The sequence below is a fragment of the Arthrobacter sp. Hb9-2 genome (genome assembly GCF_059091165.1).
This window is the reverse complement of the sequence record NZ_JBNHGJ010000010.1, coordinates 25,050-47,613: the sequence shown is the minus strand read 5'-3', so window position 1 is coordinate 47,613 and position 22,564 is coordinate 25,050. Positions and strand designations below refer to the sequence as shown.

General features: G+C 66.1%; 19 protein-coding genes and 3 tRNA genes. 10 read left to right on the top strand and 12 right to left on the bottom strand.

Going from position 1 to position 22,564, the window contains the following annotated elements; translation table 11 throughout:
- Positions 1–87: 87 nt before the first annotated feature.
- The 3 genes from AC5RV1_RS07975 to AC5RV1_RS07965 all read right to left on the bottom strand — a co-directional run bounded on the left by AC5RV1_RS07975 (position 88) and on the right by AC5RV1_RS07965 (position 449).
- A tRNA-Phe gene (locus tag AC5RV1_RS07975) sits at positions 88–163 on the bottom strand.
- Positions 164–211: 48 nt separating this feature from the next.
- Positions 212–285: transfer RNA gene (locus tag AC5RV1_RS07970), tRNA-Asp, on the bottom strand.
- A 91-nt stretch (positions 286–376) separates the two neighbouring features.
- Positions 377–449: transfer RNA gene (locus AC5RV1_RS07965), tRNA-Glu, on the bottom strand.
- 165 nt (positions 450–614) lie between these two features.
- On the opposite strand from AC5RV1_RS07965, the gene AC5RV1_RS07960 reads away from it, so the two are divergent.
- The 5 genes from AC5RV1_RS07960 (at position 615) to AC5RV1_RS07940 (ending at position 5,800) form a co-directional block, all read left to right on the top strand.
- Complete coding sequence (locus AC5RV1_RS07960; protein ID WP_493946190.1) at positions 615–1,658, top strand: PHP domain-containing protein; 1,044 nt, start codon at positions 615–617, stop codon at positions 1,656–1,658.
- A gap of 105 nt (positions 1,659–1,763) precedes the next feature.
- A complete protein-coding gene (locus tag AC5RV1_RS07955; RefSeq protein WP_493994128.1) occupies positions 1,764–2,792 on the top strand; it encodes a DMT family transporter in 1,029 nt (342 codons plus the stop codon).
- Positions 2,752–3,198: a metallopeptidase family protein gene (locus AC5RV1_RS07950; RefSeq protein ID WP_430229019.1), complete on the top strand. Its 447-nt coding sequence runs from the start codon at positions 2,752–2,754 to the stop codon at positions 3,196–3,198. The genes AC5RV1_RS07955 and AC5RV1_RS07950 overlap by 41 nt, the downstream gene beginning before the upstream one ends.
- Before the next feature lie 10 nt (positions 3,199–3,208).
- A complete protein-coding gene (locus AC5RV1_RS07945) occupies positions 3,209–4,129 on the top strand; it encodes a cation diffusion facilitator family transporter (RefSeq protein ID WP_493946188.1) in 921 nt (306 codons plus the stop codon).
- A gap of 231 nt (positions 4,130–4,360) precedes the next feature.
- Positions 4,361–5,800, top strand: coding sequence for a C40 family peptidase (locus AC5RV1_RS07940; RefSeq protein WP_493994166.1), 1,440 nt, complete (start codon positions 4,361–4,363; stop codon positions 5,798–5,800).
- 47 nt (positions 5,801–5,847) lie between these two features.
- On the opposite strand, the gene AC5RV1_RS07935 is transcribed toward AC5RV1_RS07940, so the two are convergent.
- The 5 genes from AC5RV1_RS07935 to AC5RV1_RS07915 form a co-directional block, all read right to left on the bottom strand.
- Entirely contained in the window at positions 5,848–6,726 is an 879-nt protein-coding gene (locus AC5RV1_RS07935) for an ABC transporter permease (protein WP_493994127.1), read from the bottom strand.
- Positions 6,713–7,693, bottom strand: a complete 981-nt coding sequence (locus AC5RV1_RS07930; protein ID WP_493994126.1) for an ABC transporter ATP-binding protein — start codon at positions 7,691–7,693, stop codon at positions 6,713–6,715. The genes AC5RV1_RS07935 and AC5RV1_RS07930 overlap by 14 nt, the downstream gene beginning before the upstream one ends.
- Positions 7,690–8,874, bottom strand: a complete 1,185-nt coding sequence (locus tag AC5RV1_RS07925; RefSeq protein ID WP_493994125.1) for a LolA family protein — start codon at positions 8,872–8,874, stop codon at positions 7,690–7,692. The genes AC5RV1_RS07930 and AC5RV1_RS07925 overlap by 4 nt, the downstream gene beginning before the upstream one ends.
- Before the next feature lie 154 nt (positions 8,875–9,028).
- Entirely contained in the window at positions 9,029–11,803 is a 2,775-nt protein-coding gene (locus AC5RV1_RS07920; protein WP_493994124.1) for a PEP/pyruvate-binding domain-containing protein, read from the bottom strand.
- Between the two features lie 27 nt (positions 11,804–11,830).
- Positions 11,831–12,868, bottom strand: a complete 1,038-nt coding sequence (locus AC5RV1_RS07915; protein ID WP_493994123.1) for a universal stress protein — start codon at positions 12,866–12,868, stop codon at positions 11,831–11,833.
- A 422-nt stretch (positions 12,869–13,290) separates the two neighbouring features.
- Between AC5RV1_RS07915 and AC5RV1_RS07910 the strand changes: the two genes are divergently transcribed.
- Positions 13,291–13,917 carry an NAD(P)-binding protein gene (locus AC5RV1_RS07910; RefSeq protein WP_493946399.1) on the top strand — a complete coding sequence of 209 codons (627 nt, stop codon included), beginning with the start codon at positions 13,291–13,293 and terminating at the stop codon, positions 13,915–13,917.
- A 6-nt stretch (positions 13,918–13,923) separates the two neighbouring features.
- Here AC5RV1_RS07910 and AC5RV1_RS07905 read toward each other — a convergent pair whose 3' ends face one another.
- Positions 13,924–14,538, bottom strand: a complete 615-nt coding sequence (locus AC5RV1_RS07905; RefSeq protein WP_493994122.1) for a copper resistance CopC family protein — start codon at positions 14,536–14,538, stop codon at positions 13,924–13,926.
- A 113-nt stretch (positions 14,539–14,651) separates the two neighbouring features.
- Between AC5RV1_RS07905 and AC5RV1_RS07900 the strand changes: the two genes are divergently transcribed.
- Complete coding sequence (locus tag AC5RV1_RS07900) at positions 14,652–16,094, top strand: NCS2 family permease (RefSeq protein WP_163164800.1); 1,443 nt, start codon at positions 14,652–14,654, stop codon at positions 16,092–16,094.
- Between the two features lie 47 nt (positions 16,095–16,141).
- On the opposite strand, the gene AC5RV1_RS07895 is transcribed toward AC5RV1_RS07900, so the two are convergent.
- Positions 16,142–17,446 (bottom strand): cation:proton antiporter, encoded by a 1,305-nt coding sequence (locus tag AC5RV1_RS07895; protein WP_493946181.1) that lies wholly within the window; start codon positions 17,444–17,446, stop codon positions 16,142–16,144.
- Between the two features lie 211 nt (positions 17,447–17,657).
- On the opposite strand from AC5RV1_RS07895, the gene hutG reads away from it, so the two are divergent.
- From hutG to AC5RV1_RS07880, 3 genes are all read left to right on the top strand, one after another.
- Positions 17,658–18,611 carry a formimidoylglutamase gene (hutG, locus tag AC5RV1_RS07890; RefSeq protein WP_493994121.1) on the top strand — a complete coding sequence of 318 codons (954 nt, stop codon included), beginning with the start codon at positions 17,658–17,660 and terminating at the stop codon, positions 18,609–18,611.
- A gap of 128 nt (positions 18,612–18,739) precedes the next feature.
- Positions 18,740–19,243: a transporter substrate-binding domain-containing protein gene (locus tag AC5RV1_RS07885; protein WP_493994120.1), complete on the top strand. Its 504-nt coding sequence runs from the start codon at positions 18,740–18,742 to the stop codon at positions 19,241–19,243.
- Positions 19,240–20,247, top strand: a complete 1,008-nt coding sequence (locus AC5RV1_RS07880) for a cation efflux transmembrane domain-containing protein (RefSeq protein ID WP_493946178.1) — start codon at positions 19,240–19,242, stop codon at positions 20,245–20,247. Before AC5RV1_RS07885 ends, AC5RV1_RS07880 begins: the two co-directional genes overlap by 4 nt.
- A gap of 32 nt (positions 20,248–20,279) precedes the next feature.
- Here the strand turns inward: AC5RV1_RS07880 and AC5RV1_RS07875 are convergent, their stop codons facing one another.
- Positions 20,280–20,948, bottom strand: a complete 669-nt coding sequence (locus AC5RV1_RS07875; RefSeq protein WP_493994119.1) for a response regulator — start codon at positions 20,946–20,948, stop codon at positions 20,280–20,282.
- The gene (locus AC5RV1_RS07870; protein ID WP_493994165.1) at positions 20,945–22,522 is read right to left on the bottom strand and encodes a sensor histidine kinase; all 1,578 of its coding nucleotides are present in this window, start codon (positions 22,520–22,522) and stop codon (positions 20,945–20,947) included. The genes AC5RV1_RS07875 and AC5RV1_RS07870 overlap by 4 nt, the downstream gene beginning before the upstream one ends.
- Positions 22,523–22,564 lie beyond the last annotated feature (42 nt).

Here is a 22,564-nt window from a genome sequence, read left to right as displayed (position 1 = left end):
GCGGTTTAACGGCAGGAGGCGGGGATACGGGTGGGATCCAGGGTTAAAGAAGAAAAGCACCAGTTCCGAAGAACTGATGCTTCCCAGTGGTGGCTCCGACCGGCGTCGATCCGGTGACCTTTCGATTTTCAGTCGAACGCTCTACCAACTGAGCTACAGAGCCTAGGTGACTAGTCACCATGAGAGCCGGAATCTATTCCAGCAATCAGAGCGACCCTGACGGGACTTGAACCCGCGACCTCCGCCGTGACAGGGCGGCGCGCTAACCAACTGCGCTACAGGGCCTTGCGTTTCTTGCTTCAGCAGCATCTCTACCGCTTTTTTCAAGGCTTCCAGCCTACCAGACATTTTTTGTCTGTTTGACCAGTTCCTTGCGTACCCCCAACGGGATTCGAACCCGTGCCGCCGCCGTGAAAGGGCGGTGTCCTAGGCCGCTAGACGATGGGGGCCAGAACCCGTTCGGAACAAAATAAAAGGCGTCAAGCGAGGCTTTCCGTCTTTGTCCTTTGCGTTTCTCCGAACTGGACTCTAAAACTATAGGGCCTAGGTAGGAATTATCCAAAATCGGCCAATTTCCGCGCCAACAGTAGGGAAGAACAGGTGAAGATGGACTGATGGACGCCGTTGCAGCACTCAACGAGATTGCCTTCTGGCTGGAGCGCGGACGCGCAGCCACCTTCAAGGTCCAGGCCTTCCGAAAAGCCGCCGGGGTGATCGCGCCGCTGTCGCCGGAAGAAGTGGCAGACCGGGTCCGGAGCGGCCGGCTGAAATCCATGAAGGGAATCGGTGACCGGACCTACCAGGTAATCCGGGATGCGGTGGAGGGCCAGGTCCCGGACTACCTCGCCGACCTGCGGGAGAAGGGTGCGCAGCCCTTGGCTTCCGGCGGCACGGCCATTCGCGAAGCACTCCGCGGAGACCTGCACAGCCACAGCGAATGGTCCGACGGCGGGTCCCCCATTGAGCTGATGGTGGCCGCCGCCGGGGTCCTGGGCAGGGATTACCTCGCGCTGACTGACCACTCCCCCAACCTCACGATCGCGAACGGGCTCTCGGCGGAACGCCTCCTGCAGCAGCTGGACGTCGTGGCGGCTATCAACGACGGCACCCATCCCGGGTCCGATGGGCAGCAGGACCAGCCGGTGCGGCTGCTGGCCGGCATCGAGGTGGACATCCTGGAGTCGGGTGAGCTGGACCAGGATCCGGAACTGCTGGACCGCCTCGACATCGTGGTGGCCAGCGTTCATTCCAAGCTGAGGTCGGATCGGAAAACCATGACCCGGCGGATGCTCAAAGGCATCGAGGATCCGCACACCAACGTGCTGGGACACTGCACGGGGCGCCTGGTGGAAGGATCGCGGGGCACGCGGCCGCCGTCGGAATTCGATGCCAAGGAGGTGTTCGCGGCCTGCGCCGAACACAACGTGGCAGTGGAGATCAATTCACGGCCTGAGCGCCAGGACCCACCGGACGCACTGATTCAGCTGGCACTGGACGCCGGCTGCCTCTTCTCGATCGACAGCGACGCACACGCGCCCGGACAGTTGGACTTCCTGCAGTACGGCGCCGAGCGAGCGGACCGGAACGGTGTTCCGGCCGACCGTATCGTCACCACCTGGCCCGTCGAACAGCTGCTGGAGTGGGCAGGGGCGAACTAGCCCTTACTTGGCCGGGTCCGGGGAGTCTCATCTTTGGCAGGATCTTGGCTAGACGTGGCCGATTTCCGCCAGCCCGGGATCCCTGCCCAGGGCTAGATTGGCTCCATGGCATCAAGCACCCCGGTCAGCACAACTGCTCCCCCACCCACGCCCGCGTCCCGGGTCAAAGCCCTTGGGGTGGCCGCAATGGCCATCACCGTGGTCCTCTGGGCCTCGGCCTTTGTGGGAATCCGGGCGATCGGCCTCCACTTCTCCCCTGGCTCCCTGACGCTCGGCAGGCTGGCGATCGCCGCCGTCGTCCTGGCCCTGCTGGTCCTCCCCCAACTGATGAAGAGCCGGATCCTTCCCCGGGGCCGGGAGTGGTGGCCGATCCTCGCTTACGGCGTGATGTGGTTCGGCGGGTACAACGTGGCCTTGAACGCGGCGGAGCACGTGCTCGATGCAGGCACCAGCGCCCTGCTCATCAACGTCAATCCCATCCTCGTCGCAATCATGGCCGGTATCTTCCTCAAGGAGGGCTTCCCACGCTGGCTGATCATCGGAAGCCTGGTTGCCTTCGCCGGGGTTGCTTTGATCGCCGTGGGTTCGGCGCAGCCGTCCGCACCAGGGGAAAGCCCGACGGCGGATGTGGCCGGCGTGCTGCTGTGCCTCCTTGCCGCTGTGCTCGCCGCAGTCAGCGTCATCATCCAAAAGCCGGTGCTGCGGAAGTTTCCCGCCGCCCAGGCGACGTGGTTCGGGATCATGGTGGGCGCCCTGTGCTGCCTGCCGTTTACCGGACAACTGGTTTCCGAAGTGCAGGCAGCGCCGCCCGAAGCGACAATGGGCCTGGTCTACCTTGGGATCTTTCCCACGGCGATTGCCTTCACCACTTGGGCGTACGCGCTCTCGCTGATTGAGGCCGGCAAGCTTGCAGCTACCACGTACTTGGTGCCCGGCACCACCATCCTGATCTCGTGGCTCCTGCTGGGCGAAATCCCCACCGTACTGGGCCTGGTGGGCGGTCTGGTCTGCCTCGTGGGTGTGGGGCTCACCCGGCGCAGGACCCGGCCGGGACGAGGAGCCAAGCGAAAGGTTTCTTCGCTAAAGTCGGATTATGCCAGCCACCCTCCCGCCGGGCCTGCCCATCGTTCCTGAGGGTCCCAGCGAGCCCCTTCCCTTCACCGGACCCCATGGCTTCACCATGTCCGCAGACGAATTCGAGGCGGCCGTCCAGGATGCCCTGGACAGCATTCCGGGCAAACTGGCCAGCGCCATGGACAACGTGGCGGTGTTCATCGAGGACGACTACGTTCCGCGGCCCGGGGAGGACCCGGACACTGTTCTGCTGGGACTCTACGAGGGCGTGCCGCTGACCGAACGGGATTCGTGGTGGGACGCGGGGTCCCTGCCTGACCGGATCACCATCTTCCGGGAACCGATTCTTGATATCTGCTCGTCACGCGAAGACGTCATCCACGAAGTGGCGGTGACAGTGGTCCACGAGATCGCCCACCACTTCGGGATCGACGATGACCGGCTGCACGAGCTTGGCTGGGGCTAGCCTTGTAGGCATGGGACACGACCACAGCCATACGCACGGCGTCACCGCCACAGGCCGGCACCGCAACCGGCTTGTGGCCGTCCTGGTCATCACGCTTGTTGTGGTCCTCGTCCAGGTGGCGGGGGCGGCCCTCTCGGGTTCACTGTCCCTGCTAGCCGACGCCGGCCACATGCTTTCGGACGCCGCCGGCGTGACCATCGCATTGCTGGCCGCCTGGATTGCAGGCCAACCGGCAAGCGACCAGCGGACCTACGGGTACCAGCGGGCCGAAGTCCTCGCGGCCCTGGCCAACGCATTGATCCTGATCGTGATTTCCGTGGTCATTTTTACCGAGGCGGTCCGCCGGATCGGTTCCGCGCCTGAGGTGCAAACGGACATCATGCTTTTTGCCGCCATCCTGGGCGCGGTGGCCAACCTGGTATCGCTCCTGATTTTGCGGGGCGCCCACGAGGAAAGCCTGAACGTACGGGGCGCCTACCTGGAAGTCCTGGGCGACCTGTTGGGCTCCTTCGCAGTCATAGCGGCGGCCGTGGTCATCATGGTGACCGGATTCCAGGCCGCCGACACCATCGCGTCTGTGGTGATTGCCCTGTTGATCCTGCCCCGTGCGTGGCGCCTGCTGCGCGACGTTGTTGACGTGCTTCTCGAAGCCAGCCCCAAGGGAGTGGAGGTGCAGATGATCCGGGAGCACATCCTCTCCGTAGAGGGCGTTTCGGATGTGCACGACATCCACATCTGGACGATCACCTCCGGGGTGCCCGTCTTTTCTGCGCATGTGGTGGTGGAGGACGGTGTGCTGACCGCCCGCGGAGCAGACCAGTTGCTGGACAAACTGGTCACCTGCCTGGGCTCACACTTCGATACCGACCACTGCACGTTCCAGCTGGAACCGGCCACGCACTCAGAACACGAGGCGCACCAGCACGCCTAACCTGGCTGCTGACCGCTACTGCCGGGAGTCCCAAGAGCCCTCTGGTCCCTCAACCGGCGACACGCCCGTGCGCCTCCCCGCCATGACATTGCTGTGGTTTATGTTATTGATGTGATTACTGTTGCTAAAGTGCAAAAGCTCACGTAGCCTCGGGTCTGCTGGGGAGCAGGCCAGGGGCATCGCCTTGCCGTGAACAGGAACTCCAGCCTGATCATTACGGGGTTTCTGCACATGGTTTTGACCGGATCCGGGCGCAAAGCGGCCGTGCTGTGCGCCACTGTCATACTTCTGGGAACCATTGCAGCGCCGGCCGGGGCCGGCACAACACCATTGTTGCCAGCCGTTTCCATTCCTGCAGCTCCCGAAACTCCATCCCCCGAAGACATCGCCGCGGCCAAGGCCAGCGAGGCTGCCACCGCGGACCAGGTCTCCACCATCGAACGCATCCTGGAAGCAGCGGCGAGCTCACAGCAGGCTGCCTTCGCCGTGTCAATGCAGGCCAACAATGCCTACAGCGAGGCCCTCGTAGAGCTGCAGCAACGATCATCCGCGGCAGCTGCCGCTTCAGCCAAGGCCACGTCGGCGCAGGAACAGCAGGACGAGGCCCGGAAACTGGTGGGACAACTGGCGGGCGACCTCTACCGTCACGGCGGGCTCAACCCCACTCTCGGTACTTTTGTGAGCGGCAACGCTGAAACTCTGCAGCAGGCAGCCACGCTGCAGGCCCTCTCCGCCGGCAGAAGCCGCGCTTTCGAAGCGGCAGATGCAGCAGCCCAGGCCTCACAGTCATTGACCGCAGCTGCGGAAGATGCCACAAAAGCTGCCGACGATGCAGCAATGACGGCGGAAATCCGGAAGACCCAGGCGGAGGAGGCCAACGCAGCCCAGGCGAAGGCTGTGGCCGACGCACAGACCCAGCGCACCGTCCTGGTGGACCAGCTGGCCCAACTCCGGAACACCACCGTGGCCCTCGAATCGGCACGGGTGGACGCCCTCGACCGGCAACGCGAGGAGGCCCGGCTTGCTGCTGCACTGGCGGCAGCCGAACGGGTCAACCAGGAGCAACGGTCTCCGTCCGCCAGCCGTCCTGCCGCGGTGGCACCTGCACAGGCTGCACCCGCTCCCGCACCGGCCGCAGCCGCACCTCCCGCAGCTCCCGCACCGGCCGCACCCGCACCTCCCGCAGCTCCCGCACCGGCCGCTCCCGCACCTGCAGCTCCGGCGCCTGCACCCGCTCCCGCGCCTGCTCCGGCTCCCGCTCCCGCGCCTGCTCCGGCTCCCGCTCCCCCGACTGGGAGTGGAACCTACGAGGCCGCCGTCTCGGTGGCACTCAGCAAGGTGGGCGCGCCATACCACTACCGGTGGGGCGGCACGGGCCCCTACGGTTTCGACTGCTCAGGCCTGGTGCAAACAGCGTTTGCGGCCGCCGGGAAATACCTTCCGCGGACGGCAGCCCAGCAGTACTCTGCTGCTCCCGTCCACGTACCGATCTCGCAGGCACGGCGCGGCGACCTGCTGGTGTGGGGGTCACCGTCGAACTTCTACCATGTTGCCATCTACCTGGGCAACGGCCAGGTGGTGCAGGCGCTCAACCCGCAGGAGGGCATCGGCGTCACGCAGCTCAGCGCGATGGCCGGCATGCAGCTCTACCCATACGCTGCGCGCTACTAACGGGCAGGGACCGGCCTGCTCAGCTCAGCTTTCCAGCTCAGCACCTCTTAGCTCAGCACGTCCTTGGTGACGAAACGTCCGTAGGCGAGCGCGCCGAACACGGCCACGTACCCTGCCTGCAGCAGGGCATTGCTGGCGAAGGAGTCCCACAGCACTGGCTGGCGGAGCAGGTCACCGAACCCCAGCCAGTAATGGCTGAACAGCCACGGGTGCAGCCACTCCAGCTGCGGCAACTGATCAAGGACCTGGGACACCACGGAGACCACCACCGTGGCGGCCATGGCCCCCACCGGAACCACGGTGAGGGTGGACAGGAAGAGACCTATCGCGGAGAGCCCGGCCAGGGAAACCGACAGGTAGGCCGCAATCAGGAGGATGCGCAGTGCGGCCTCCGGCGGCTCGATCACGTCCCCGGACAACAAAGTCACCGGGCCCACCGGGAACAGCGCGGCCCCAATGGCGGCACCGGCCAGGCCCACGGTGACGGGCGCAGCCAGGCAGAAGGCCAGCGCCCCCGCGTACTTCACCAAAAGCAGCCGTACCCGGCCTGTGGGAGCAACCAGCAGGTACCGCAGCGTTCCCATGTTGGCCTCGCCCGCGATGGTGTCCCCTGCCACCACGCCCACGGTCAGCGGCAGGAACAGTGGAACAGACACCAGCATGGCGGTGAAGGCCACGAACAGCCCGTTCTGCGTGATGCGGTCAAGGAAAGCAGGGCCCCGCCCCGGGGGAACCGTTGAGGAGATCCTGACGGCCACTGCGACCATAACCGGAATTGCGGCCAGCGCGAGCAGCAAGGCCCAAGTGCGCCGCCGTCCGAACAACACCCGAAGTTCGGACCAGAGGAGGGAAAGCCCGGATCCGCGCGGTGCTGCCCCAGCCTCTGCGCCATGTGTTCCACTGGCCCGTGCGCTACTGGGCAACATCGAACCCCTCCCCCGTCAAGGCGACAAAGCGGTCCTCAAGGCTTTCGCGTTCCACCGCGAAGCCACGGACCCGGACGCCGGCCTCCACCAAGTGGGCCACAATGTCTTCAGGGGCGGGGTTTCCGGCAAGCGCCGCCGTCACCACCGCGCCATCCGACTGCGCAGCCGCTGGCTCCGGAAATAGCCCAAGGCGCGCCAAAACGTCCAGGGCAGCCGCGGCGTCCGGCGTCACCAGCCGGATGCGGGCGGTTCCGGAGCGGCGCAATTCCGGCAGCGGACCCTGGGCCACGAGCCGGCCGGCGCTCATGACTGCTGCATGCGTGCAAATTTGTTCGACCTCGGCCAGCAGGTGGCTCGAAACAAAAACGGTGGTCCCATCTGCCGCGAGGGATCGGACCAGGTTGCGCACTTCGCGTGTGCCCTGCGGGTCCAGGCCGTTGGTGGGCTCGTCCAGCACCAGCAGTTCCCTGGGTGACAGCAGGGCGTTGGCGATGCCCAGCCGCTGCTTCATACCCAACGAGTAGGCGTGTACCCGTTTGCCGGCTGCGTGACCCAATCCCACCCGTTCCAGGGCCTCGCTCACCCGGGCTTTGCGGGTGGCGGGGGCGGCATGCCGGGTGGCGGCGTCAAGCCGGTGGAGGTTCGCGGTACCGGAGAGAAAGGGATAGAAGGCCGGGCCCTCCACCAGCGCCCCCACGCGCGGGAGGACGTCCTGGAACTTGCCCGGCATGTCCATCCCCAGCAGGCGAACGGTTCCCGCTGAGGCAGCAGCAAGGCCCAACAGCATCCGGATGGTGGTTGTTTTTCCGGAGCCGTTGGGCCCCAGGAACCCAAAGACGGCGCCGGGAGGCACCGACAGATTAATGTCATTCACAGCCAACTGCTGCCCGAAGCGTTTAGTCAGCCCCTGCGTCTCGATGGTCAGGCCATAAGCCCGGGAGCCGGGGCCTCCTGCGGCCCCGGTCACGGAGTGGTTGATGCGGCTTGCAGCCTCTCCGGCGGTACCATGCCCGCGAAGATCCGGCCGTCGTCGGTGAGCAGGACGTTGAACAGCGTGGTGGAGAGCAACCGCCCGCCAGGGACGGCGACGGCGGCCTGGGCCAGGAGCGGGTTCCCGGAAAGCAAAGTATTCGCGGCAGCGGCTGCCCCTGCCTCCGCCGGGACTTCCACCACCGTTTCCCAGCCAGTGCCTGTCAGATGTTCCCGGGCTTTGTCCTTGATGTTCTCCGCCAAGTCATCCGGAGCCGTGTGCGTGCCAGGATCACCCGGGAGCCCTGAACTCGGCGGCCAGCTTTCGGGATGGCGGAACTGGAGCTCCTCCACGGTGCTGCCCGGCGGCGGGACGAAATTGAACAGTGCCTCGTCCGGAGCATCCAGGGACAGGCTGGTGAATCCGGCGCTAAAGGCAGGTTGGGCGGCACCGCGTGCCGTCACCGCCACGGACAGCGGCATTCCGTTCGCTGCGTCCACGGCGATGGCCACCGTGCCCACCAGCGTGCCTTCGGTGCGCGGCTCAAGGAGCAGATTGTAGGCAGGGCGCCCGGCGGCCTCCACTTCGGGACCCACGGACACGGCAGTCGAACTGTCAACCGCGGCCAGGAACTTGTCGGCAAGCTCCTGGGGTGTGGGCGGGACCGGCATATCCGGCTCGGGTTCAGCCAGTGGCGGCGTCCCGGTGTTGCCCGGGTCGGTCAGCGGAAGGTCCCGGGCGTGAGCCGGCAGGGTCAGGTGGGCGGCGGAGTTGTCCTTTGACGAGTAGAACCAGACGTCGTTGCCGCGGCGGATGATGTCCCGCTCGGCGAGCCGGTCAACCACCTGGATGCGCGCCTTGGCCTTGCCGTCCATAAACACCCTGGCCGTGTGCTCACCGGTGAGGAACTCCATGATGGATGTTGCACCGCCGGCAGATGCAGGGCCGGAGGTGGGACCCGTTGCCGGCAGTTCCGGCAACCCCAGCTCCGAGGATTGTTCGATGGTGCCCGAGAACGTGTGTGTCGTGTGACCGGCGAGCAGGGCGATCACTTCGGCGGGGGTCTTGTCAGGCAATGGATCGCCGGCGCGCGCCGGAAGCGATCCAGCGAGAACCCCAGCGGCGATCACCGCAGGCACCGCCCCTGCAGGCACCCACCGCAACCAGGCGCGGTTCATGCCGTGCCTTACAGCCCGGTTCGTATCCGGGCCGTTCTTACTCCGGCGGTTCAAACTGTCGTTCATTGTCCGGCCGTCTCCGTCCTTGGAGCCCATAGTCCAAGCGTACGCCTCGGGACCACTCCCCACACCTGCCCGGCGGTCCGCAGTGGTGCTACTCGGGCACTACGGTCCCAGCGCCGCCGTCGACCGTTATTCTTTGTCCGGTGGCAAGCCGGGCGGTGGCATCGGGAACCCCCACCACGGCGGGGATGCCGTACTCCCGCGCCACCACTGCACCGTGCGAGTTGGGTCCGCCCATTTCCATCACCAGGCCGCCGGCCGTCAGGAACAAGGGAGTCCATCCAGGATCGGTGGACGGTGCCACCAGGATTTCCCCGGCTTCGAGATGTGCACCAACGGGATCCAGGATGACCCGGGCAGGGGCCGTGACCAAACCCGCCGAGGCGGGGCTGCCGGACAGCGCACCGTCGACCACCGCAGCACCCGCGGCGTGCAGCACCTCAGGCTCGGTGCCGTCAGAGAGCAGGACCCTGGGGATGTGGCGCCTGCCCAGTTCACTGGCATAGGCGGCACGGCGCTCCAGGACGAGTCCGCGCAGCCTCCGCGGCTGGCTGGCCCCCTTGTCGCTGCCGCCGCCCAATGCCTGCCGGGCTTCCTCGAAGTCGAGGAAGAAGATGTCGTCCGGGCTCTCCAGCTTGCCATCCGCTGCCAGCACAGCTCCCACGTGGGCCAGCTGCTTCCGTACTTCAGCGAGGCCCAGGACCAACTGATACTTGGGCAGTTCCCGCAGCCCGGCGAAAAGCCTGGTGCGGCGGAACGCGGCGCCGACCAGCAGCGCGCGTGCCCTGCCGCGGCTGCGCGCCTCTGCCACCAGCCGCTCCACTTCCGCCTCAGCCTCTGCATTTGCCCGGCTAAACTGCACCTCCGGCGCCATGGCGGGATCAGTGAGGCGCAGGTAGTTGGCCAGCACACCCAGGATGTGCGTGGGGTCGTCGGACCACCGGGGCAGGCCCACATCGATTTCGGCTACGGCCCGGTGCCCGTAGCGTTCGAGAAACCGCGCCATGCCCGCGTGCAGGACAGGGGGCAGGCGCCCGGCGTCGAACTCCGCTGCCAGCACGGATGGCTCCAGCGTCTCCAGGGCCGCACGTGACTCGCGGTCGTCCTTCATGGCTGAGGCCAGGCGCCACAGGTCGAGGTCCATCTCTGTGGTCACGTTGTGAGGCAGGCCCCGGAGCACCTTCTGCAGGTCCTTCCCACGGTCCTTTCCGCCCAGCAGCTTTCCTGCCAACCAGAGCATCGCGAAGCCCAGTGCGGGCAGTGGCAGGATGGCGGGCACGATCGCAAAAAGCCGGCCTTCCAGGAGCCGCTCCGCGTGGTCCAGCCGTTCAATTGGCCCCGCTCCCGCCTCGAGTTCGAGGTCTTCGGCGAATTGCCGGGTGAAGCGGTCCAGGCGGCGCAGGGCCGACTTGGGCCGGAACAGTCCCCGGAGCACCGATTCCGGGACACGGGACCGCACCGCCGCCGGCAGGACATGGCGCACGAGCCCGAGCGGTGTCCTGCGGGTCACAGAGAACCGGGGATCATCAAAAACCTGGCGCAGCACCATGGCTGACCTGGCTTCCATCACGTCAAAAATCCGTGGAAGAATCCGGCGGCCCACGTTGCTCCTGACTGGCGTGGTGAGGTCAAAGTAGATGCGCTGGGCCGCCTCGGCGAACGGCGGGGGACCGTCACGGGGTTCGGGGACGGCGAAGCCGGCCGCTTTGGCTACCGAAGAGGCAACGAGCCGCAGCGACGCCAGCCCCATCGGCGTGAGGGGCCGGGTGAGGCCCTGGGCCAGGCTGAAGCACAGGTAGACCCTGGTTCCGGTTCCGGCAGAACGGCTCTCGGGGATCGGGTAGAGGGTGGTGATTGGCCGGGACTGCGTCAGCCAGAGGGCGCCGCCGGTGTCGATGGCCCATTCGGTGTCCTGCGGGGACCCGAAGTGCCGCTCGGCCTGTAGGCCGAGGGCGGCAAGCTCCAGTGCCTGCCCGTCCGTCAGGCTGGAGGCTTCTGCCGCGCCGGCGAGGTCCTGCGTCTCCGTTCCGCCACCCGGAAGCGGCCGCACCATAACGCGCTTGTCGCCCAGCTTCCGCTCAAGGATCCGGCCCTTTTCCGTATCCACCACGAAGTGGTCCGGATTGACAACGCCGGAAACCACCGCTTCGCCCAGCCCTGGGGCGGCATCGATGACGGCCTCCCGCCGCCGCCCAGTCAAGGGATTTGCTGTGAACATCACCCCGGCCGCTGCGGCGTCAACCATCCGCTGGATGACGACGGCGAGAGCTACTTCGTGCGGCGCGATCCCCAGTGCTGCCCGGTAAGCCACTGCCCGGTCCGTCCAGAGGGAGGCCCAACAGTTGCGCACTGCCTCGAGGACGGCCTCGATGCCTACGACATTCAGGTACGTGTCCTGCTGGCCCGCGAAGCTCGCAAACGGAAGGTCCTCCGCCGTGGCGGAGGACCTGACGGCCACTGGAGTCGCTTTCCCCAGTGCTGCATATGCCTTCTCCACGGCGGCAACAATCCGGGCCGGAACCGGGACGGCGCGGATAGTCTCCCGTATCCTGCCGGCCACAGCGGCCAGTTCAGCGGCCTGGCCCGGGGTTCCCGGTTGACGCGCGGCCTGCAGGTTCCCCAGCTCTGCGAGCACCCCGGCCCGGACCGTCCCGGTGGCTTCGCGGTAGGCCCGGGTGGTGAGGCAGAACCCGTCCGGCACCGGCAGGCCCGCTGCTGTCAGTTCACCGAGGTTGGCGGCCTTGCCTCCCACGAGGGGAAGCATGCCGCCGTCAACATGGCTGAGGCGAAGGATGAGGCCGGGGGCGGTATTTCCCTCCGGTGGACCGGAAACCCGCCCGGCCTTCCCTGGTGGTTCGGCTGCCATGATGACGCTCCCTGCCGCAGGATCTGGTCAGGCTGCGCCGAGGATCGGCCCGAAGCGAGCCCGGTCGGCCAGGCGCGGGTCCTCGCGGTCCGGAACCACCATAACGGGACCCTTGGCATGGTGGAGAACGCCGTCCGACGTGGATCCCAGGAGCATCCCGGTGAAGCCGCCGCGGCCGCGGGTCCCCACGACCACCAGCTCCACGTGACGGCTTGCTTCCACCAGGATGTCAACCGGGGAACCGTCCGTCAGCTGAGATTCTGCGGGCAGGTTGGGGTAGTGGCTCCTCAGCCAGGCCATCCCCGCATCAAGGGTCACCTGGATATCCGCGAAAAGCGCCTTACGGTCCATCGGAGCAGGAACCCAGGCCAGCGAGCCGCTGTATTGCGGAACCGCACAGACAACCCGGAGCGATGCACCCAGCCGCTCAGCCTGGTCCGCGGCTTCGAGCACGGCCACCCGTGCCTGTTCAGAGCCGTCCACACCGACGACAACCACATTCTCCACGCGCTGGTGCCCGGCCTTGGCCTGTTCTGCTTTCACGCGCCGGTCCTCAGTGGTTTCGCCCAGCCGGTCCGAGCAGACCAGCGGTACGGTGACCGTAGGGCATTTCGCGTGCGCCGGCAGCGCGCTGCTGACGGAGCCGAGGAGCCTGCCAACGAACCCGCCGCGGCCGCGGGTGCCGCAGACCAGGAGCTCTGCTGTTTGGGACATTTCCAGCAGCACACCGGACGCATCACCGTTTTCCACCGAGGCGCTCACGTCAATGTCGTAGGCCGAGACCTTCTCCAGGGCCTGCTTGACCACCGCTTCGGCACCTTCGCGGATGACTGAATCATCGACGGTGGCGTAACCGCCGTCGAGGCCGGACGCGGCAAAGATCGGCACCGAATAAGCGGTAACGATATGCAGTGGACGACGGCGGCGCCGGGCTTCACGGGCTGCCCACACCAGCGCGCACTGGCCGTGGTCCGATCCGTCCACGCCCACAACGATCCCGTCGGGAGCGGCATGAGCGCCACCGCTGTCCCGCGCCGGGTCCGGATGCAACTCTTGTGCGCCCATTGGGCCGCCTCCTCGCGATACTGCCTGATGTTGCGGCTATTCTGCCAGAAAGCAGGCCGTTCCCCGTGCACCCGTATGGCAGCCGCCGCTGCTCAGGAAGGTCCGCTTCCAGTTCTCACTATTCTCCGTCCACCGTTGCTTAGCAAGCCTGTTCAGGGCAGGAAACGGCGGTTATCCACAGGCTCTGGCCTGCACATTGGAAAGCGTGTTCACCAGCAGGCGAATCTTTACGGGTTGGGCTATCCAGCGCCGCGAATCTTCTGTAGTCTTCAGGACATTGTTGGTCCGGGACGCCTGCTGCAATTTCCTGTCAGAGCTGCCCGGCAACGCACTGCGGCCGGACTTTGGGGGTAACGGAACGCGCGCGGGCGACGACGCCCGCACCTGCCGAAGCTTCGAAGGAGGAAACTGTAGTGTCAAGCATGCCTGGGAATGCCGGGACCGAACAGACCACCACTGTGATCATTGGCACCGGCTTGTCCGGCCTGGCCGTGGCCGCTGAACTGTGCCGCCGCGGGGTGGACTCGATAGTGGTGGACGGACTGGACATCCTGGGCGCCGCACAGCCGGCCAATACAGCCTCACTGCAGCGCTGCGATGCAGCGGACTCGGCTAACCTGCGGGAACGGAACGAAATCCTGCGGCACCTGCGCAACTATGCCGCCAGCCACGATGTGGATGTCCGCAACACCACCCGCGCCGTTCAACTGACCAAGGTGGATGCCACGTCGACGGGACATGCCGTCCCGCAGTGGGAGGTTCATACCCCCACCGGAATCCTGGTGGCGGACCATATCGTCCTCACGCGGTGCGCCCACAGCCAGCTGCGGCGGATGATCAACGACTTCGGCATCTCGGTGGGCCGGAACCTCGTTGCCGCCATGCGTGCCATCGGCATCTACCTGGTAGGCGTCGGGGAGCTGATCACCCCCTCGCCCAAAGAGGTCCTGCGCCAGGCCAAGACGGTGGGCCAGGCCATCTCCGCAAAGGTCAACCCGGAGAACCCGGCTCTCCCGTATACCGGAAGCCTGGCGATCCTGCCCTGCTAGTGCCGGTCAGCCCTCGTCATCGGTGCCCGCTGCGAGCCTCCGGCGGGCCAGGATGGCGAGGGTGACAAGCAAGCCCACCGCGGCCGCTGCGAAAATGACGATGCTCCACTGGAACGGCTCCCCTGAGCCGGTGTTCTGCGGCGCCGCCGTCACGCCCGGCTCAGCGGTTCCCATGCCGGGAACGGTAGCGGCCGCCGTCGAACCCGCCGTCGAACCCGCCGCGGAAGCAGCCCCCTCGGCTGCCGAAGAAGCCGTGAACGTGAAGGTCCCCTCGATGGGATGCGAGTCGGAGCTCACTACCCGCCAAGCAACCGTGTACTGCCCTGCCGGTCCGCCCGCCTTGAGCTTCTGGCTGGCCACGTTGTCCACGATGTCCACCGGCCCGTCCGCCCACTCTGCCCCCGAAGCATCCTTGACGGAAAAGGATGAGCCAATACCCAATGGGTTGTTGCTGAAGGTCACCGAGACCTGCTCCGGCGGCACCGCCACTGTGGCGCCCTCGGCAGGGGTGCTGGACTCGGCGGCGTCGTGTGCTGCAGCCGGTCCGGCGAGGCCCAGGACAGCGGCAGCAAAAATGAAGGACCCGAGGACGAAACTCAGTAAGTGGCGGATGGAACCCATGCTTGGACTGCTCCCTTGGTGTTGGCTTCCTAACAGACTAGGCGAAATTGACGGTGACCCTGCCGGAGCCCCCATAGGATTCAGGTATCCCCAAAGACTCCCCCGGAGGACTAATGCTTAAGCAAGGCTCTGCCCTGGACCGGTATTTCATGATCACCGAGCGCGGCTCCAACTTCTCGCGCGAGATCCGCGGCGGCTTCGCCACGTTCTTCGCCATGAGCTACATCGTGGTACTGAACCCGCTGATCCTCTCCGGACCTGACTCCAGCGGCAACACCCTCGGGTTCCCGGCAGTTGCCGCCGTCACGGCCTTTGTTGCGGGCATCCTCACCATTCTGATGGGAGCCTGGGCCAAGCATCCCTTCGCGCTGGCCACCGGGCTGGGCGTCAACGCGTTTGTGGCCGTCACCGTCGCCACCAATCCGGGCCTCACCTGGCCGGACATGATGGGCCTTGTGGTCTTGTCCGGCGTCACGATGCTGATCCTGGTCCTCACCGGTTTCCGTACCGCCGTATTCCGGGCCGTGCCCGAGGGGCTCAAAACGGCGATTGTGGTGGGCATCGGGCTGTTCATTGCCTTAATTGGGCTGGTTAACGCCGGCTTTGTCCGCCGCATCCCGGACGTGGCCGGCACCACCGTTCCGGTTGGGCTGGGCTTTGAGGGCAAGCTCCTGGGCTGGCCCACCGCGGTGTTCGTCTTTGGCCTGATCCTGACCATCGCCCTGGTGGTGCGCAAGGTCAAGGGTGCAATCCTGATCGGCATCATCACGTCCACCGTTATTGCCGTCATCCTGGAAATGACGTTGCAGATCGGTCCGAGCGTCCAGCCAGGCAAACCCTTCAACCCCCAGGGCTGGTCCCTGGTGGCTCCTACTTTCTCTGAATGGGCTGCTCCCGATCTATCCCTGATCGGCAAGGCCAACCCGTTCGGCGCCTTCGAGCACCTCGGCTTCGTGGCTGCCACGCTGCTGGCCTTCGTGATCCTGCTGAGCATCTTCTTCGACGCCATGGGAACGATGGTGGGCCTTGCGAACGAGGCAGGGACGGTGGATGAACACGGCAACATTCCCAACGTCGACAGGGTCCTCCAGGTGGACGCGCTCGGCGCGATCGCCGGCGGCGGCGCTTCGGTATCCTCCAACCAGATCTACGTCGAGGCCGGCGCCGGCATCGGCGAAGGCGCCCGCACCGGCATCGCCTCCATCGTGACCGGCCTGCTGTTCCTGGTGGCCATGTTCTTCACCCCGCTGATCAACCTGGTTCCCTTCGAGGCTGTTGCCCCGGCCCTGGTGGTAGTGGGCTTCATGATGGTGTCCCAGGTGGGCAAGATCGACTGGCAGGACTGGGGCATCGCAATTCCCGCCTTCCTGACGTTCACGCTGATGCCGTTCACGTACTCCATCGCCAACGGCCTCGGCGCCGGATTCATAGCGTTCGTCCTGATCCGCACTGTCCAGGGCCGGATCAAGGACGTCCACCCGCTGATGTGGGCAGTGGCCGGGGCATTCCTGCTGTTCTTCGCGATCGGTCCGATCGAGGCCGCCGTAGGCATGTAGCCTGCTGCCCCCGGCCTGCGGGCACAGGCAGTCGGGCGCAGCGCCTGTTACACGGGAGTGTTGGGAGCCAGGCCTTCGTCGCCGGACACGGCGAGGGCCTTCTTCTCGCGGAGCTTGTCCAGCCGGTTCATAAGCGGCGAGGTGGTGGCCCCATGGATCACGATGGACAGGGCGACCACCAGGCCCACGAAGGCCCACAGCCACTCCGCCTGGTCCGCAAACTGGCCTTTGCCCAGCGCATAGGAAAGGTAGTACAGCGAGCCGATCCCGCGGATGCCGAAGAACGAGAGGGCGATCCGCTCTCTGGGCCCGGTTTTGCCGCCCAGCAGCCCCACCCAGCCAGCCAGCGGCCGGACCACCAGCAGGAAGGCAAGCGCCACGAGAACTTCGGCCCAGCCAACGCCTTCGAGCAGCCCGCGGGCGATTGCACCGCCCAGCAGGACCAGGATCACTACTGTCATGAGCCGCTCCAACTGCTCCACATAGGAGTGCAACACCCGGTGGTAGCCGTGCGTGTGCTCGGCGGCGCGGATGGTGACCGCGCAGACAAACACCGCGATGAATCCGTAGCCCTCGACCATCTCGGTGACGCCGTAGGCCAGGAACGTGGCAGCCAGCGCTACGAAGCCTTCGGAATGGTTGGAGAGCCGCAGGCTTTCGGCCCGGGCCGAAAAGAATATCCTGGCCAGCACCTTGCCCGTGAGGAAGCCCAGGAGCAGCCCGACGGCGAGCCGCCACAGTACATCCACCCCAAACCATTCGGGGAACCATGCTGAAGGGGATGGCCCGGCGATGCTGATGGCGATAGCAAGGTAGACAAAGGGAAAGGCCAGGCCGTCATTGAGGCCAGCTTCGGAGGTGAGCCCGAACCGCACCTCATCCTCTTTGTTGGTCCCCTCCTCGTGGTCTGCCGGCTCGCCCACCTGCACCTCGGATGCCAGTACGGGATCCGTGGGCGCGAGGCTGGAGGCCACCAGCAGGGCGGCGCCGAGGCCAAGGCCGAGGAACCACAGCCCCAGCAGGGTCAGCGCAATAATGCACAGGGGCATGGCGATCCCCAGCAGCCGCCAGGTGGTGGACCACCGTTTACGCCCCACTGGCCGGTCCAGGGCCAGCCCCGCGCCCATCAGGGAAATGATCACGCAGATTTCCGAGAGGTGCACAACAAAGTCGGAATGCGTTAACGGGTCGGGGTCGGGAAGGGTGGGAATCAGGGCGAACGCCGCCATTCCTGCGCCAAGGAAGACCATGGGCATGGAAAAGGGCACGTCGCGCAGCAGCTTGGGGAGCACTGCGGCAATGAACACCGCAAGGCCCGCGGCCGCAAACAGGATGTTGGGGGCTTCAAACACGTTGCTGTTCTCCGGCCTGGATCGTTGCGCCCTGCTGGCGCGGCAAGATGGCGTTTCAGTCCCGGGAAGGGATTGCTCCACAATAGCCCCTTCAGCGCTCCGCACGGTTTGTGGATGCTTTAGTCCGTAGAAGCTTGCTGATTCTTGGATTCCAGACATCACGACGGCGGCGTTGCTGGTTTTGGCCGCCGGCATGCGGTGAGCTTGAGGCATGCCTGCCTCAATCCCCGCCGTCGATGTCCCGCCGCAGCCCTGGAACGGCAGGTTTGACGGTGACGGCGCAGAGCACCGCCGCTGGTGGCAGGCCGTCACGCCCTACCAAGGTGGAGCTGCAACAGGGGCCGCCCCAAAGCCCGCCGTCCTGCTCGGTTTCTGCAGTGACGAAGGAGTGCGCCGGAACAAGGGCCGGGCGGGAGCAGCCGCCGCCCCCGCTGCACTGCGCGCCGCCCTTGGCCCGCTGGCGTTCCATCTGGACCGGCCTCTTGCCGATGCCGGGGATGTGGTGGTTGCCGGCAGCGATCTTGAAGCCGGCCAGGCGCGGATCGGCAAGGCAGTAACGGCAATGCTCGACGACGGACACCTCACCGTGGTGCTGGGCGGCGGCCACGAAACCGCATACGCCAGCTACCTGGGCGTGGCCGGATCCGCTGCCGTCCAGGAAGGCCGGCGGCTGGGCGTCCTGAACCTCGACGCCCACTTCGACCTGCGGGATGAGCCCGAACCCAGTTCCGGCACCCCGTTCCTCCAGATGGCCCGGGCCGAAGCCGCCGCCGGCCGCGACTTCCGGTACGCCGTCGTCGGGATATCAGAACCCAGCAACACCCGCGCCCTCTTCGACACCGCACAGAAGCTGGGTGTCCGGTACCTGCTCGACGAGGACTGCGGCGCGGAGCGCGTGCGGGACTTCGTGGCAGGGTTCCTTGCGGACATCGACGCCCTGTACCTGACCATTGACCTCGATGTGCTGCCGGCAGCGGTGGCCCCGGGCGTCAGCGCGCCGGCAGCGTACGGCGTTCCCCTTGCGGTCATCAGTGCCGTGTGCCGCCAGGTGGCCCGGTCCGGGAAGCTGCTGCACCTGGACGTCGCGGAGCTGAACCCCGGCTTTGATATCGACGGCAGGACCGCGAAAGTCGCCGCACGCCTGATCGAGACCCTGCTGCGCTGATCTTTCTGCCCTCCGCTTCTCCCCGCTGGTCCTTCCGTGGCCGGTCATTGTGTGGCCGCGCCTAACCCCAAAAAAGTAAGTAGGCTGTCTAATATTGGACTTTCTACTGAAGAAAGGGAGTAAGCGGAATGCGGCGCCGAGGAATGGTGGCAGGACTGCTGCTGGCCGTCCTGCTGATGCTCACCGGCTGCGCGGGCAGCTTCCCCGCCGACCCCAAGGGAACCCTGGAGAAGGCACAGGGGGGAACCCTCAGGGTGGGTGCGAGCATGAACGGGGACTGGGTCCGGATCTCCGCGGACGCCAGCGGAGATGTGCGCAGCAGCGACGTCCAGGGCACGGAGGCCGACTTGGTACGGGACTTCGCGGCGCGGCTCGGCGCGGACGTCGAGTGGGTGGCCGGCACCGAGCAGGTCCTGGCCGAAGAGCTCAAGCACGGCGGGCTGGACCTGGTGATCGGCGGGCTGGATGACAAAACACCGTGGGTGACGCACGCCGGCGTGACCCGCCCCTACGCGGAATCGCGTGACGAGCGCGGAAACCTCCACAAACACGTCATGCTGGTGCCGCTGGGCGAAAACGCCTTCCTGCTTGAGCTCGATAAGTTCCTGATGGCAGTGAAGGAGCAGAAATGACAGACGTCACGAGCCATGACGCCGTCCGGTTCGGGAACACCGAACTGCCGCCGGAACAGCAAGAGGCGCTGCGCAAGGCCAGCAGGGTGGAATGGGCCACCATGGGCTTCCTGGTGGTCACCACCACCATGGTGTTCCTGGTGCTGGGCAACTCGCAGGCCATGAAGGCTGCCTGGATCGAGGACCTGCTTTCCTTCCTGCCGCCCATCTCCTTCCTGGTGGCGGCCCACGCCATCCGCAAACCTCCCTCCGAAAACCACCCCTATGGCTACCACCGGTCCACCGGGGTGGCGCACCTGGTGGCCGCCGTCGCGCTCACGGTGATGGGCGGTTACCTCCTGGTGGAGTCCGGGCTTGGCCTGCTCAAGGCTGAACATCCCACCATCGGGGGCATCGAGCTCTTCGGCAACACCATCTGGCTTGGCTGGCTGATGATGGCCGTCATGATCATCACCTCAGCGCCGCCGGTTTTCCTTGGCCGGGCCAAAATGAAACTCGCCGAGAAACTGCACGACAAAGTGCTCTACGCTGATGCGGACATGAACAAGGCCGACTGGATGACGGCAATAGCGGCGGTTGCCGGGGTGGCGGGAATCGGCATCGGACTGTGGTGGGCCGACTACGCTGCCGCGCTCATCATCTCAGCCAGCATCCTGCGCGACGGCTTCAAAAACACCCGCGCCGCCGTTTCGGCCCTGATGGACAAGCGCGCCATGACGTACGACGACGGCAAGCCCCACCCGCTTGGCCGGCAACTGGATGAGTACCTCCGCAGCCTCGACTGGACAGAGGATGCCAAGTCGCGGATCCGCGACGAGGGACACGTGTTCCACGTGGAGTCCTTCGTGGTCCCGGCCGGAAAGGCCGCGCCCTCCCTTGAGCAGCTCAAAGCAGCCCGCGATGCCTGCGTGGCCATGGACTGGAAAGTGCAGGACATGGTGATCGTCCCGGTGGCCGAGCTGCCCTCCGAGTTCCTCCCCGGCCCCACACCGGGCGGCGAGTGATGCGGCGGTCCTTCAGGACTAAGGGCCGCCGCTTACTGGCCTTTGAGGACGTAGCGCCGCTCCGGACGCCCCACCCCGTACTTGAGCCGTACCTCAAGGGTTCCTTCATCATGCAGGTATTCGAGGTACCGGCGGGCGCTGACCCGGGATGTTCCCAGCTGTTCGGCCACCTCGGCCGCGGACAGATCGCCGTCGGCCCCCTTGAGCGTTGCTTCCACGAGCTTGAGCGTCTCGATGCTGCAACCCTTGGGAAGCGGCCGCTCCGTCCGGTCCAGGCCGAACACCCGGTTCACGTCCGACTGCTCCGCCACGTCCTTGGCTGAATCCAGGCCCTGGTACGCGCTCCGGTAATGCTCCAGGCGCTCCTGCAGGTCGGACTGCGAAAACGGCTTGATCAGGTAGTGCACAATCCCGCCGCGCAGGGCCTTGCGCACCGTTTCCACCTCGCGGGCCGCGCTGATCACCAGTACATCCAGCTCCGGGGCAACGTCCCGCAGCCGGTGCATCAGGTCCAGTCCGTTGATGTCCGGGAGGTGGATGTCCAGCAGCACCAGGTCCGGCTGCAGCCGTTCCGTTTCAAGGACGGCCTGGGCACCCGTATGGGCCACCCCCACTACGGAGAACCCGGGTGTCCGCTGGATGAACCCGGCGTGGACCTTGGCCACCATAAAGTCGTCATCGACGATCAGCACCTTGATCATGGCTGCGTTGTACCTCTTTTGAATCGTGCTGTGAAGACTGCCCCGTTGTCATTGGCCACTGTGAGGTCGCCGCCGGACCGCCGGCAGACCACCCGTGAGAGGGCCAACCCAAAACCGCGGCCATCTGCCGGTCCCGTTTCCTTGGTGGAGAACCCCTGCCGGAAGATCTCCTCCAGAGCCTCGGCCGGGACTCCCGGGCCAGTGTCGCGGACGGTGACGGTGACGTGGTCCGCGCTGTCCTCCACGAGCACGCGGACACTTGCGCCCGGAAGTCCGCTAACGGCGTCGAACGCGTTATCCACAAGGTTCCCCACCACGGTGGTGAGGTCCCGGGAGAGGTCATCGCTGACCTGGCGCAGGGCGGACTCGGGATCGAGCTGAAGGGCCACGCCGCGTTCGGTGGCCAGGCTGGACTTGGCGATCAGCAGGGCGGCGAGCGCAGGGTCCTGGATGCGGCTGGTCACTTCATCGTTCAGCCTGGTCCGGTCCACCGTGGCCCCATTGACGAACTGCACCACGGAATCATATTCACCAATCTGGATCAGGCCTGAGATGACGTGCAGCTGGTTGGCGAACTCATGGGCCTGGGCCCGCAGCGTGTCCGTGGCGGTGCGGGTGGCCCCCAGCTCACGTTCCAGCGAGGACAGCTCGGTCCGGTCCCGCAGGGTGGTGACCGAACCGATGTCCCGGCCGCGGGATCGGATGGGGACCCGGTTCGCCACCACCAGGCGCTCCCCCACCAGCACCAGCTGGTCCGGGTCCTGCTGCTCGCGGGTCAGGACCACCTTGAGCGCGGGGTCCACGGGCAGGGAGGCGAGCTTCTTGCCCACGCAGTCCTGCGGAAGCCCCAGCAGTATCCGTGCGCTGTCATTGGCCACCGTGATGCGCTCATGGGGATCCAGCGCCACCACGCCTTCCTTCAGGCCATGCACCATGGCCTCCCGGTTTTCCACGAGTCCGGTAATTTCGCTGGGCTCCATGCCCAGGGTCTGCCGTTTGACGCGACGGGCCAGAAGCAGGGATCCGGCCACACCCAGGACGCTCGCGACGCCGAGGTAGGTCAGGAGGTTGGGAACGGCGTCGCCCAGCCGCTCAAGGGTGGAGGGGTAGTTGCGGCTGACGGAGGCGATACCGATCATTTTTCCGGCGTCGTCGAGCACCGGCACATGGGCAGACAGGACGGTGGCGCCGCTGCCACCCACCACGCCCGTCCAGGCTCGACCTTCCATCACCCTGCTAGGGCCAAGTTCCAGCGGATTGCCCAGCAGGCTTGGATCGGAAGCAGCCACTACCGTCTGGTCCAGCCTTGCCAGCGCCACGTGCGAAGACCCCGAGACGGTCCGGACGGATTCAGCCACTGCGGGCAGGGCGGCCCCCACCCGCGGTTGCGCGTCGGGCAGCAGAGCACGTACCGCAGGGTTGTTGCCCAGGGCTTCGGCTGCGGACAGCGCCCTGCGGCCCTCAGTGCGCTCGAAGGCGGCAGCAGACTGGGCAAGGGAAATGGCCACCACTGCCACCAGCACCGCCAGGACAATCAGCAACTGCAGCACAAGGTACTGCCCGGCGAGGGACATTCCTCTTCGTCGAGTCACTGCGTGGATTCCTTTAGTGGTGGT